The sequence below is a fragment of the Chitinophagaceae bacterium genome, assembly GCA_016699815.1.
Classification (GTDB): domain Bacteria; phylum Bacteroidota; class Bacteroidia; order Chitinophagales; family Chitinophagaceae; genus Ferruginibacter.
The window spans coordinates 1,054,091-1,067,514 of the sequence record CP065012.1 but is presented as its reverse complement, the minus strand read 5'-3'; the positions used below and the strand labels follow the sequence as shown (position 1 = coordinate 1,067,514).

14 protein-coding genes are annotated in these 13,424 nt (G+C 37.2%); 7 read left to right on the top strand and 7 right to left on the bottom strand.

From position 1 onward, the window contains the following. Positions 1–5: 5 nt before the first annotated feature. Both IPO46_04665 and IPO46_04660 read right to left on the bottom strand, forming a co-directional pair. Positions 6–1,037: a hypothetical protein gene (locus IPO46_04665; GenBank protein QQS63878.1), complete on the bottom strand. Its 1,032-nt coding sequence runs from the start codon at positions 1,035–1,037 to the stop codon at positions 6–8. A gap of 235 nt (positions 1,038–1,272) precedes the next feature. Further along, positions 1,273–2,118 (bottom strand): GMP synthase, encoded by an 846-nt coding sequence (locus IPO46_04660; GenBank protein ID QQS63877.1) that lies wholly within the window; start codon positions 2,116–2,118, stop codon positions 1,273–1,275. Between the two features lie 143 nt (positions 2,119–2,261). Here IPO46_04660 and rimO point away from each other — a divergent pair, with 143 nt between their 5' ends. From rimO to IPO46_04630, 6 genes are all read left to right on the top strand, one after another. Beyond that, positions 2,262–3,569: a 30S ribosomal protein S12 methylthiotransferase RimO gene (gene rimO / locus IPO46_04655; protein QQS63876.1), complete on the top strand. Its 1,308-nt coding sequence runs from the start codon at positions 2,262–2,264 to the stop codon at positions 3,567–3,569. 57 nt (positions 3,570–3,626) lie between these two features. Continuing rightward, on the top strand, positions 3,627–4,103 hold the full coding sequence (locus IPO46_04650; protein ID QQS63875.1) for a hypothetical protein: 477 nt from the start codon (positions 3,627–3,629) through the stop codon (positions 4,101–4,103). A 17-nt stretch (positions 4,104–4,120) separates the two neighbouring features. Beyond that, positions 4,121–5,722, top strand: a complete 1,602-nt coding sequence (gene bshC, locus IPO46_04645) for a bacillithiol biosynthesis cysteine-adding enzyme BshC (GenBank protein QQS63874.1) — start codon at positions 4,121–4,123, stop codon at positions 5,720–5,722. Then, a complete protein-coding gene (gene ruvX / locus IPO46_04640) occupies positions 5,722–6,135 on the top strand; it encodes a Holliday junction resolvase RuvX (GenBank protein ID QQS63873.1) in 414 nt (137 codons plus the stop codon). The genes bshC and ruvX overlap by 1 nt, the downstream gene beginning before the upstream one ends. Positions 6,136–6,197: 62 nt before the next feature. Next, positions 6,198–6,776, top strand: coding sequence for a peptide deformylase (def, locus tag IPO46_04635; GenBank protein QQS63872.1), 579 nt, complete (start codon positions 6,198–6,200; stop codon positions 6,774–6,776). A gap of 28 nt (positions 6,777–6,804) precedes the next feature. After that, positions 6,805–7,725 (top strand): hypothetical protein, encoded by a 921-nt coding sequence (locus tag IPO46_04630; protein QQS63871.1) that lies wholly within the window; start codon positions 6,805–6,807, stop codon positions 7,723–7,725. A 9-nt stretch (positions 7,726–7,734) separates the two neighbouring features. Here IPO46_04630 and IPO46_04625 read toward each other — a convergent pair whose 3' ends face one another. Next, a complete protein-coding gene (locus tag IPO46_04625; protein QQS63870.1) occupies positions 7,735–8,772 on the bottom strand; it encodes an RluA family pseudouridine synthase in 1,038 nt (345 codons plus the stop codon). 43 nt (positions 8,773–8,815) lie between these two features. Between IPO46_04625 and lipB the strand changes: the two genes are divergently transcribed. Then, positions 8,816–9,535: a lipoyl(octanoyl) transferase LipB gene (gene lipB, locus IPO46_04620; protein QQS64318.1), complete on the top strand. Its 720-nt coding sequence runs from the start codon at positions 8,816–8,818 to the stop codon at positions 9,533–9,535. 1 nt (position 9,536) lies between these two features. On the opposite strand, the gene IPO46_04615 is transcribed toward lipB, so the two are convergent. The 4 genes from IPO46_04615 to IPO46_04600 all read right to left on the bottom strand — a co-directional run bounded on the left by IPO46_04615 (position 9,537) and on the right by IPO46_04600 (position 13,417). Beyond that, on the bottom strand, positions 9,537–9,770 hold the full coding sequence (locus IPO46_04615) for a helix-turn-helix transcriptional regulator (protein QQS63869.1): 234 nt from the start codon (positions 9,768–9,770) through the stop codon (positions 9,537–9,539). Positions 9,771–10,033: 263 nt separating this feature from the next. Further along, positions 10,034–10,462 (bottom strand): hypothetical protein, encoded by a 429-nt coding sequence (locus IPO46_04610; GenBank protein QQS63868.1) that lies wholly within the window; start codon positions 10,460–10,462, stop codon positions 10,034–10,036. A gap of 741 nt (positions 10,463–11,203) precedes the next feature. Next, a complete protein-coding gene (gene rocD, locus IPO46_04605) occupies positions 11,204–12,442 on the bottom strand; it encodes an ornithine--oxo-acid transaminase (protein QQS63867.1) in 1,239 nt (412 codons plus the stop codon). Positions 12,443–12,598: 156 nt separating this feature from the next. Continuing rightward, entirely contained in the window at positions 12,599–13,417 is an 819-nt protein-coding gene (locus IPO46_04600; protein ID QQS63866.1) for a 4-(cytidine 5'-diphospho)-2-C-methyl-D-erythritol kinase, read from the bottom strand. Positions 13,418–13,424: the final 7 nt, after the last annotated feature.

Genomic DNA, 13,424 nt, shown 5'->3' with positions numbered 1-13,424 from the left:
TTTATTTAAAATGCCCTTTGGGTCAATCCCAGTTCGGTTTCATCAAATGGTTCCAAAATAATGGTTTGAATAAACATGATGCGTTGTTCTTTAATGGCATCATCGCAATTTATGATGTTGGCATTACCAAATACATCATCGTAGCAATTGATACAACCTAAAATAATATTTTCTTTTTCAAAATTTATTTTGCCTTCTCCATTGCCAAATACAAGGCCCGTGTATGCCGATTTTCCTCCGCCAAAATTAAAATCGGCTTCATTAAGCAGGCGTAACTGGTAAATAGACATGCCTGCCTGCAAACCGCTTTTTGATCGCCAAAGGTTTTGGCCAATGGTTTTATCCTGTGTGGTATTGCCAGATTTAAGGTCGCCGCCAATGAACAGCTTTTGCAACTGGCAATTATTTTCTTCATCGCCCCAAATAAAAATGGCCTGCCTTGCCGTATGCGGAAACAATACCGAACATTTGCTTATTTCGTTATCCTGGAAATAATAAAAATCTTTTTGTACATTTTTCTCCCCAAAATAATAGCTCAACATTTCGTGGGAGTTAAATTTCATAAGGTCTTCAGCAAATTGGATATCGTTGCTGCCGGGCAGGGCATACTTTCTTAGCAAAAAAGAATATTGCTTTGCCGAATCAATAAGTTTTGAAGTGATATAAATACTGAAATTATTTTTTTGTAAAAAAATATTTTCATTCCCCGTTATTTTTTTTTGAGTGTTGCCTTTAAAACCTTCTTTACCGAGTTTACCCAGCATATCTGCAAATTCTTTTTCTGCAAATGTTTTATAGGAAAAGCAAAGGTTTTTTTCGCCGGTAAAGAGGGTAATTTCCCTGGGGAGTTTATCTATTGATTTTTTACCGGGCTTGTATGTAAAATTCATTTCTCCATTTACTTCAGCTGGGGCCGGGTAAAAATTTTTCTTTTTGGCCCATTCGGTAAATTTTTCAATGGTTTGGCTGGAAGCTTTAATAATATCAAAAGCAACATTTTGCTGGGCATTGGCGCAATAATGTAACAGCAGTGCCAAAAAACATATTGTAAAATGTCTTTTCAAAACATCCGGTTTTAGGTGTGAGCAAAAATTAGCCGGTATTTTGGCAGAATACCTAATTAAAACTGGTTAAAATGGGGAAGCTTTTCGGGTAAGAAGATGGATCAAACGGTATGGAAACCGGTTGGTACAAAGTTAAAATACAGGGTTTACAAATGCAAGTAAATCGCAAAAAATATTGTAGCGTTATAAAAGTTAAATTATCAAGCTGTTAAAGTTCCACTGGCTGAAATTTACAAACGGCTTCATTTAAAAAATTGGGCAATATATGTGCATAAGTGTACATAATTTTATCGGGATCGTTGAGTTGTTCAATCATGCTCTTCCACTTTTCTTCACCATAATTTTCAGTTACCGTTTTTTTTCTTTCGGGTGTTTTTAAATGCAGGCTCATACCAATGGCATCAGCTTCGGGGTGAAATTGAGTGCCAATCATATTTTCGTTAAACCGTAATGCCATCATTGCCCTTTCATAAGGTACATGCGGCCGGGCTTTTTCTATAGCTAAAATGGTAGCGCCCATTTGTTTTATTTTATTGTGATTGGGTTGAATGACCTGGTAATCCCGGCTGTCAACGGCATAAAAAGGGTCTTTTAACCCTGCAAATACCTGCTCATCTTCTGCACCCGGAAGATAATGTATCGGGAAAACACCAAAGGCCGTACTTTTTCTTTTGGTTACCTGGCCAATATGGTAATGCCTGCATACCAATTGAAAAGAATGGCAAATGAAAAAAACTTTTTTCTTTACAACATTTGCTTCATTGTAATTGAATTCTTCCACCGCTTTTAACCAGCCAAAATATTTTTTTTCCCAATTACTACCTTCACTTTCAAGTGGGCTCCCAGGCCCGCCGCTGCTGATGTAAATATCAAAATCGAGGCCCGGCACTTCATGTTTCAGGCGTACATCAAATTCAGCTTTCTCTAAATTTAAATGATGGCTATCTGCAAATTGGTTTAGAATTTCCCTGATACATCTCATTCCCTGGTTCTCCGCACCTTCATACAGGTCCAAAATAGCTACTCTTAAAGTACTGGGTTCAGTGCAATTCATATAAGGCGCAAAATTAACTAATATTTTACTTTATTTTTTAATGTTTTGGCAATTTTCTTCTAAGAAAATGGTGGATAAACCTAAACAATGCTTCTTCAATATAAAAAGGCTTGCTATTATTTATAATATCTTTGCCGGCAATTATGAAATCGGGCCGTTTAAAAAAAGATAAAGTAAATATTATTACACTGGGTTGCAGTAAGAATATGGTTGACAGTGAAGTGCTGAGCGGCCAGCTTCGTGCCAATGATATAAATACTATTCATGAAAATAGCAAGATGGATCATAATATTGTTATCATAAACACCTGCGGATTTATTGACAAGGCAAAAGAAGAAAGCATCAATACCATTCTTGAAAATGTAGCCTTAAAGAAAAAAGGAAAACTGGATAAGGTATATGTTGCAGGTTGCCTAAGCGAAAGGTATAAAAATAACCTGGAGGCTGAAATCCCAGAAGTAGATGCTTTTTTTGGCACCATGGAACTGCCTTTAATCCTTCAGCAATTTAATGCAGATTATAAAGTAGAATTATTGGGCGAAAGGATGCTGGCTACGCCCAAGCATTATGCCTACTTAAAAATAAGCGAAGGATGCAACAGAACATGTAGTTTTTGTGCTATTCCCCTCATGCGTGGCGGGCATGTAAGCAGGTCCATAGAAAGCCTGGTAAGTGAAGCAAAGCGGCTGGTGCAAAATGGCGTTAAAGAAATAATGCTTATTGCACAGGAGCTTACTTATTATGGCCTGGATATTTATAAACAAAGAGAATTACCAAAATTACTCCATGCACTAGCCGATATTGAAGGCCTGGAATGGATAAGGTTGCATTATGCATACCCAAGCAAATTTCCCCTGGAAATTATAGAAACAATGAAGGAGCGGCAAAATATTTGCAATTACCTCGATATTCCATTGCAACATGCCAGCAATAAAATGCTCAATGCCATGAAACGGCAGATTACCCGTGAAGAAATGGAAGATTTGATTGCTGAAATACGTAGCCGCATCCCTGATATTTGCCTGCGTACAACTTTAATTGCCGGCTTTCCCGGCGAAACGAGAGATGATGTGGAAGAACTCAAAACTTTTTTAACGAAAATGCGATTCGACAGGGTAGGCATTTTTACCTATAGCCACGAAGAAGATACCGGAGCTTATGGCTTAAACGATAATGTACCTCAGGCAGAAAAAGAAGAAAGGGCACAGGAAATAATGGAACTTCAGCAGGAAATTTCCCTGGAAAAAAATATGGAAAAAATCGGAAAAGAATTTAAAGTGCTAATTGATAAAAAAGAGGCGGGCCGGTATATTGGGCGTACCGAATTCGACAGCGTTGAAGTAGATAATGAAGTAATTATCAGCAGCAGTAAAAAATTACCCATTGGCGAATTTGTTAAAGTACGGGTAACAAAAGCATTTGATTACGACCTGGAGGCAGAAGTAATTTAAAATCTGTTTTTTATTAATAAAAATGGTTATTTTTAATAAACATTAAATTGTTGTAAAATGAAAAAATTAATACTCTTATTTCTTTTAGCGGCCAATGTAAATTCATTTGCACAGGATAATACAGCTTTTGTGGGCAAATGGCAGGTAGTGTTTTTAAAAGATAACAATACCTATATAGATATTGAGAAAGACTCTTTTTCTCTAAAAGGCCAAATGCAGGGTGATACACAAGAGAAAGATACCGATGCCAATGCTACAGTAAACGATGAGGTAAAATCGTTTTTAAAAGAAACAATTAACGGCATGAAATATACCTTTAATAAAGATTTTACCTCTTCATATACCATGGGCCCCGAAGGAGAAGTGAAAGGCACTTACAAAGTAAACGATGGAAACGCTACTGTAGAATTAAAAGAAGGAACCAGCGACCAGGTTTCCACAATGAAATACCGCTTTTTTGATAACAAGCTGGAACTTACGCCTTCAGTAGGAAACCAGGATCCTACTATCATCATCCTGAAAAAAATAAAATAAAACCGGGAAGCCTGCTGATGAATTTTACGGCCTCTGCAATATCATATAAGCAAACAAAAGCGTTTTCAAAACTTGCAATTGATTATATAGAAGGTGCCGATGCATTAGAACCGTTTTTTACTTTTGCCCCTAATTTGGATGGTATTAAAAATGCTATTAGCCAGCGTAAAAAATTTACCGTAAACAGGCAAGTTCTGGTAACACAACTGCAAAAGCAATATAACGCAAAAAAGCAGGGCTTAAAAACAACAGCCAATATTGAGCTGCTTCTTAATGAAAATACCTTTACAGTTACTACGGCCCATCAACCCAACATTTTTACCGGCCATTTATATTTTGTTTATAAAATTATACATGCCATAAAACTGGCAGATGATTTAAAAAAGCAATTCCCCAAAAATAATTTTGTACCGGTTTTTTTTATGGGTAGCGAAGATGCAGACCTGGAAGAATTGGGCACAATAAATGTGCATGGAAAAATATATAAGTGGGATACTGCCCAAAAAGGAGCTGTGGGCAGGATGCAGGTTGATGAAGAATTTATTGCACTAATTAATGAACTGGATGCCCAGCTTGGTGTAGAAGAGCATGGAGAAGAAATATTAAATAAAGTTAGGCAGGCTTATGCTAAAGGAAAAAATATTGAGCAATCAACTTTTGATCTTGTACATGATTTGTTTGCTGATTACGGCCTGGTTGTATTTCTGCCGGATAACCCTGTATTTAAAAAGGAACTTACGCCTGTAATTAAAAAAGAACTCAGCGAACAATTTTCTCAAAAAGCAATGCAACAGGCGCTTGTAGCACTTTCGGGTTTATATAAAATGCAGGTTGCAGGAAGGCAGGTGAATTTATTTTACCTATTAGATGGCTTAAGAGAAAGGCTGGAAAGAAAAGGAGATGGATTTATTGTACATGGAACAGACCTGCGCTTTACCCAACAAGAAATTTTACAGGAGTTAAAAAATCACCCCGAAAGGTTTAGCCCAAATGTAATTTTGCGCCCTGTTTTCCAGGAAATGCTTTTGCCCAATATTATTTTTATTGGCGGCGGGGCCGAAATTGCTTATTGGCTGGAATTAAAAAATGTTTTTGCAGAAGCAGGTGTTTTTTTCCCGGTTCTTATGTTGCGCAACTCTTTTACGGTTATTCCCAAAAAGATTGCAGAAAAAATTCAATCGCTGGGGTTAAATGAAGCATCTCTTTTTGAAACCGGCAATAAGCTCAAAGATTATTATGTAAAAAAGGAAACAAAATACCAGCTTTCATTATCCGATGAAAAACTTGCACTTATAAAAATATATCACAACATTAGGGAAAGTGCTACAAAAGTAAACCCAACTTTTTCCAGGCATGTATGGGCGCTGCAGCAAAAGTCAAAACAAAAACTGGATGAACTCGAAAAAAAAATGTTGCGCTCGGAAAAATTAAAGTTTGATGCCGGGCTAAGGCAAATCAGCAAAATTAAAGACCGCTTGTTTCCCGGAGATAAATTACAGGAGCGGGTAGATAACCTGCTGCCTTATTATGCCTTATACGGCAAAGGTTTTTTGGATGTACTCTACACCCATTCCGGCGCATGGCAACAGCAATATTGTATTTTAACAGAAACCGAATAATGGCAAGGATTTTGGCAATTGATTATGGTAAAAAACGTACCGGCATTGCTGTTACAGATCCTTTGCAAATAATTGCTTCCGGCCTTACCACTATTGCTTCCAATGATCTTATCTCTTTCTTAAAAAAATATTTAGTGGCCGAAGCGGTGGAATTAATGGTAATAGGCATGCCCGTAAATTTAGATGATACGGATACACATGCCACTCCGCTGGTAAAAGCAGTTATTAAAAAATTAAAACTGGAGTTTCCCAATATACCCATAACAGAAGTAGACGAAAGGTTTACCTCAAAAATGGCTAAAGATGCCATGCTGCAAATGGGCTTAAAGAAAAAACAAAGGAGAGATAAAAAAATTGTAGATGAAATTGCGGCTGCAATTATGTTGCAGGAATATTTGAATACCAATATATAGCGATTGTTAAAGCAGGCAGTCTTTCATTTTGCCTGCTTATCTTTGCAAAAATTTTTTGAATAATGATACTTCCCATAGTGGCTTATGGTTCGCCGGTTTTGAGGAATATAAGCCGTGATATTGATATAGATTATCCTCAATTAACTACTTTAATTGAAGATATGTGGGAAACCATGTACCGAAGTAATGGCGTGGGCCTTGCCGCTCCTCAAATTAACCGGCAAATACGGTTGTTTGTGATTGATACTATTCAAATATTTGCCAACGATGAAGATGGCGAAACAAAATCTTATCCCGATGCACCGGGTTTTAAAGGGGTTTTTATAAATGCGAATATTGATGAAGTAAATGGTAAAAACTGGAGCTATAACGAGGGTTGCCTCAGCATCCCAAAAATAAGGGAAGACATTGAAAGAAAAGATACCGTTACCCTTACTTTTTTAGATGAAAATTTTCAACAGCAAACCCGTTCTTTTAACGGCATTACAGGCAGGGTAATATTGCATGAGTACGACCATATTGAAGGTAAATTATTTATTGATTACTTAAAACCTTTAAAAAGAACTTTAATCAGGCGAAAGCTGGATGACATCAGCAAAGGAAAAATTAAAGTGGATTACCGTATGCTGTTTCCCAAATAATTAAGCATCCGGCTTTTTTTATATTAAAATGAAAAATTTTGCTGCCGCTATTTTATGCATCCTGTATTTTTCGGTAAATGCACAGGAGCCCGATACCAGCATGGTGGGTAAAAAAATTATTACCCTTAGTGAAGTGGTGGTAAACAATAAATTAAATGTACCGGCATTTATCGAAAAGGTGAAAAATGATAGTAGTTTTTATAAAGCTTTTCGCAACCTGCGCATTATTGGTTTTACAGCACTTAATGATATAAGGATGCTGGATAAAAATGGCAACCTGAAGGCATCCCTCAAAAGCCGCACCAGGCAATACCGCAAGCATAATTGCCGTTTTATGCAAACCCTGGATGAAGCGGTAACCGGCGATTTTTACGATAACAACCTTAACTACAATTATTATACGGCGCAAATGTATGCTTCTCTTTTTTTTACTAAAGATTCCATATGTGGTGAAAATAATATTGTAGCCGGCTTTGCATTTAATGCCAAAGAAAAAAGCGGGATGGAAAAAAATAAGGAACAATTGAAAATGTTGTTTTTTAACCCGGGCAAACGCATTAGCGGCCTGCCTTTTATGAGCAATAAAACCGCTATTTACGACGATGATATTGCCAGCAGGTATGATATGCGTATTGATTTAGAAGAATACAACAATACCTCTTGCTATGTATTTATCCAAAAAGTGAAACCGGGCTATGAGGGAAAAGTAGTGTTGGATGAAATGATTACCTGGTTTAATGATTCCACAATGGAGGTGGTGGCAAGAAAATATGCCCTGAGTTACAGCGCAATGGTTTATAAGTTTAAAGTAAATATGGAAGTGCAAATGACAACTTTCAACGGCCTTACTGTTCCTTCGTTGATCCGCTATGTTGGCGATTGGAAAGCTATTACAAAAAAAAGGGAAAGAGGCGTGTTTACTGCTACTTTATTTGATTTCAAAAAATAAAAGGAAACTTTATTTTTTTGATATACTGTATTGCCGCCATTTTTCAATTAGCTTTTCCATATCGGCTGGTAATTCACTGGTAAAAAGCATTGGTTCATTTGTAATTGGGTGCACAAAACCCAGTTCTTTTGCATGTAATGCATGGCGTGGGCAAAGGGCAAAACTATTATCTACAAACTGCTTGTATTTGCTGTAAATGGTTCCCTTTACAATCCTGTCTCCACCATAAAAATCATCATTAAAAACCGGGTGGCCAATATGCTGCATGTGCACACGTATCTGGTGTGTGCGGCCGGTTTCCAGCCTGCATTCTACGGTGCTTACATAATTAAAATTTTCCAAAACTTTATAATGCGTAATGGCATCTTTGCCGTGTTCGCCTTCTGGGTAAACCGTAAATAATTTTCTAAACCGCTGGTGCCTGCCCACATGGCCGGTAATGGTTCCTTCCTGCACATCAAAATTTCCCCACACCAATGCAATATACCTGCGGTGTACCGTGTGGTTAAAAAACTGTTTGGCAAGCTGTGTCATTACCAATTGTTTTTTGGCCATAACTATGAGGCCGCTGGTATTTTTATCTATGCGGTGTACCAGGCCAAAACGAGGCAGTTCTGTTTCATCAATTTTGGGGTTATTTATTTTTAAATGATGCGCCATAGCATTTACCAAAGTGCCATGAGGGTTGCCACTTCCCGGGTGCGCCACCATGCCTGCGGCTTTATTGACTACCACTAAATGTTCATCTTCAAATACAATGTTGAGCGGTATTTCCTGCGGAATAATTTCATTAAGTTCCGGGTTTCGGTTTTCCCAAACTATTAAATTATCGCCGGGTTTTAATTTGTAATTGCTCTTAATAATTTTTTCATTTACATATACATGCCCTTCTTCTATGGCCTGCTGAATTTTATTGCGGGTGGCGCCTTCTATGCGCTGCATTAAAAATTTATCAATGCGTAAAGGTTCCTGGCCCTTATCAATAATAAGGCTTAAGCGAATGTGTTTTTCGTTGGTTTCTTCACCGGCTATTGTTTCTGTAGGCATAATAAAAGCGCTTAACTTTGCAAATTAAATCATTTTTAACAGCATAATGCAGCAGGTAAGCTTTAAAGATTTGGGTGTAATGGAATATAAAAAGGCCTGGGATTACCAGGAAGCATTACTGCAGGAGAATGTGGCCATTAAATCTGAAGCAAGAAAAAATACACCCGGCGCTGATGTAAAGGGACTGCCTACAAAAAATCATTTATTGTTTTGCGAACATCCGCCGGTTTATACACTGGGTAAAAGCGGCAATATTGCCCATGTATTGTTAACGCAGGAGCAATTAGAACAAAAGCAAATTTCATTTTTTCATACCAATCGTGGCGGCGATATTACCTTTCACGGGCCGCAGCAGGTAGTGGGCTATCCCATTTTAGACTTGGAAAAATTTACCACCGATATTGGTTTATACCTGCGTAATTTGGAAGAAGTAATTATTAAAACTATTGCAGAATACGGTATAACAGGTGAAAGAAGCAAGGGCGAAACCGGCGTATGGATACAGCCCGGAGTACACGGCAGGGAACGAAAAATTTGCGCCATTGGTGTGCGTTGCAGCCGCTGGGTTACCATGCACGGCTTTGCCCTGAATGTAAATACCGATTTAAATTATTTTAATTATATAATACCCTGCGGCATACAAAATAAGCAGGTTACTTCCCTGCAAAATGAACTGGGTAAGCCATTAGATTTTGAAGAACTAAAACAAAAGCTCCGCAATAATTTTGAAAAGATTTTTGGTGTGGTATTGGTAGATTACTAATTTAAACTTCATCAAATTTAAAAAGCACCCACGGCTCTATGTTTAATGCTTTTGCAATAGCAAACACCTGCGAAATACTGGTATTAATTATTCCCCTTTCAATTCTGCTTACCTGTGAGTATTCTATTTCTGCATCGTAGGCAAGGTTTTCTTGCGAAATATTCTTAGCAATACGAATTTGCCTCACCCTTTTTCCAAAGCGCTTAATCCCAACCTCATTTCTTAAATATTTCACCTGGGCAAAGTGCCTTATTAAAAGAGAAAAAAATTAGAGCAAATTTGTGACCTTAAGAGAACAATAGAATATGACATTTTTTTAAGCATCATAGATCAAAAATTATGGATTATATGACTGCGCAATGGCGATCCAGCAATAGCTAAACGATTAATTTATCCCAACTCAAGCTAAAAATCTTCCGAACAGTTGTGGTCGGGAGAACAGGCGAGGGCGTCTCAAAGTAGAAGTATGGCTACTTACGACGCCAAAAATACTAATTTTTAATCTTCGTTGTAAGAATTGATAAGGGTTTTTCCATTATATACCCTAATAGAATATATTTTTTCTTTCCGCATTAATGCTATTTCCCACCTTTGATTAGGAGGTATTTTATCGGGGTTAGTTGGATCAATATGACTGAACTCTATTACACGAACAAAAATAAAGATATTGTTATTATAACTTATTAGTAATTTACCTGCCATATCATCTCTGGAGCCACCTAAAATTTTTAACGAATGAAAATTCTGGGGAATATGAGTTATGAATGTATCTATAGGCTTGTCCTTAAATTGTGCAAGGTTCAAATTCGTCAGAAAATTAATTAGGGTAACTTGCTGGAAAGAACTATCAATTTTAAAAATTTGCAAGGAATTTGCAGAAATAGTAATTGTGCAGGTTATTATCAAATGAATCAATACTCGTTTCATAATTAATTGAGTCTAAACCCTATAGTTGCAAATAAAAACAATTATATAGGATAACCGTTTTCTGTTTTATATAACGCGTTATCTATCCAAGTTAAATTTTTTCAACCATTTGCTGCTGTTCATTACGACAAAAACAAGGAAACATCAACATCTTTTTCGTTCTATTTCCCTTTAACCATAGATGATATGTATTTGGCCTATCCTAAACTTGAAATTTATTGGCAGGCAACCTTAAATATAAACCAATCTAGTTTACTTTATAGTCAAAACAACGGAGGAGGATGGGATACTGTGGTATATAATTTTTATAAAAATGCAATTATCGCAGATATTAATGTGCGAGAATAGAATTGTTTATTTTAGTTTAAAATTGTATTGTAGGTTAGGTCAAATTATCCTTGCGGATTTTTTAACTAAACGCCATGTAACAAAAAAAAATATTATACTTATTATCGAATTACTTCAATTGATTTTGTACTTATTGCTCTTTCGCAGGTTTTATAGATTATTTCAACTCAATTTTGATTTTATTTGCTGTGGCTATTTTATTTGTGGGCCTTTTTATCTTACGAATCAAATATCTGAAAAAATACCTTTCTAAGTTGTAAAGAGAAAAAGAGCAAGTTATTTTTCTTAAGGGTTAAACTTTAATTTTCTGTAAGCCAGGTTATTGCTGTTAATCCTTGGCGTTATTTGGTTATCATTTTTTTAATAATAAAAACAAATTTTATAATTCCGCAATTAATATTTTAATTCCTCCAAACTCCGTTCAATTATTTTCACACATTCGTTTACCTGTTCTTCAGTTATAAGTAACGGTGGTGTGAGCCTTATTTTATCGCCATGCGTTGGTTTGGCAAGTAAGCCGTTTTCTTTTAAAACCAGGCAAAGCTCCCAGGCTGCATTGTTGTTGGTATGTTCTATTTCTATGGCGCTCATTAATCCCCTTCCTCTCACTTCTCTTAAAAACGGGGAGTTGATTTTTTTTAACTCCGTTCTAAAAACTTTTCCCATTGCTTCGGAGTTTGCGGCCATTTTTTCTTCTTTTAAAACGGTAAGCGCCGCCATAGCTACGGCACAGGCCAGCGGGTTACCGCCATACGTGCTGCCGTGTTCGCCGGGTTTTATGGTAAGCATTATTTCGTCATCTGCCAGTACGGCGCTCACCGGTAAAGTGCCGCCGCTTAATGCTTTTCCCAGTATTAAAATATCGGGCCTCACTTTTTCATGGTCGCAGGCAAGCAGGCGGCCGGTACGGCTTAAGCCGGTTTGTATTTCATCGGCAACCATTAATACATTATACTTATTGCAAAGCTGCCTTATGCCGGTATAATACCCATCGTTGGGGATTATTACACCTGCTTCTCCCTGTATGGGCTCAAATAAAAAAGCACAAACATTTTTATCCTGAAATGCATTTTCCAAAGCAGTTAAATCTTTGTAGGCAATGCTTTCGTAACCGGGTAAAAAAGGCCCGTAATGATTTGTGGCAGTAGGGTCGTTACTAAAAGAAATTACGCCTAATGTACGGCCATGAAAATTATTATTGCACACCACAATTTTTGCCTTGTTTTCTTCAATACCTTTTACCTCGTAAGCCCATTTGCGGCAGAGTTTCAGCGCAGTTTCCACGGCTTCTACGCCGCTGTTCATGGGCAATACTTTTTGGTAACCAAAATACCCGGTAATAAATGCTTCATACGCTCCCAGCAGGTTATTGTAATAAGCACGGGAAGTAAGCGTAAGTTTTTGCGCCTGCTCAATTAGCGCTTCAATAATTTTGGGATGGCAATGACCCTGGTTTACGGCAGAGTAGCCGCTTAAAAAATCGTAGTAACGCTTATTGTCAACATCCCATACAAATACGCCTTTACCTTTTGCAAGCACCACGGGCAAAGGATGGTAATTGTGTGCGCCAAATTTTTCTTCGAGGTTTAAATAATATTGTGTATTTGCCGAAGCCTGTATTATAGAGGGCATAAAAATTAATTTTATAAAAATGTAGAAATAGAAAATGCAGCTTCCATATGTAAGGAAGCAAAACCTACCTTAACTTCGATGGTTGAGCAGGTCTAAATTGCCTGCAAGGAAAGTTGATATTGTAAGGAGTATTTTGATGCTGTCAAAGATACAGGGTTAAACCCATTTATAAAAATAGGTTTCCGGAAATTTTATTTCTTTTTGTTCATGAAATATCCCAAAAACACTGCTGCCGCTGCCACTCATAGCTGCATATACGGCGCCTTGTTCAAAAAGCGCCTCTTTAATATTTTTTATTTGCGGATGGGCAGCAAATACTGGTTTTTCAAAATCATTTTCCAGGCGGTTTTTCCATTCGGTAACGGGCATTTTAATAATGGATGCAATAGTTTCTCTTTGTTGTGGCTGCAATTCAATTTTGCTAAAAGCCCATGCCGTATTTACAATAATGCCTGGGTTTACCATTAATATTTTATAAGAATCTAAATTTATTTCAATAGGTAAAAGTTCTTCGCCGCGGCCATGGGCAAGCGATGGGTTGTTTACTAAAAAAAATGGGCAATCGCTCCCAAGCTTTAAGGCATATTGCTGTAATTTATTTTTTGGGATTTGCAGGTTGAATTTTTCATTGAGCAACTGAAGCGTAAATGCAGCATTTGCAGAACCGCCTCCCAGCCCGGCGCCCAAAGGAATGTTTTTATGCAGGTGTAATTTAATGGGTGGAATAGGTGAAAAATCATTTTTAATTAAGTGAAAGGCTTTAAGGCAAAGGTTATTTTCCAAATCTCCGGGAACCCTTATGCCAGAAGCGCTCCATAATACTTCAGGCGCAGGTGTATTGTAATTTTCAACAATTTCAACAGCATCTTTAAGGTTTACGGGATAAAAAACGGTTTCCAGGTTATGGTATCCATCTGCCCGCCTGGATAGAACATGCAAACCAAGGTTAATTTTTGCGTTGGGAAAGGCAATCAAAACTTTT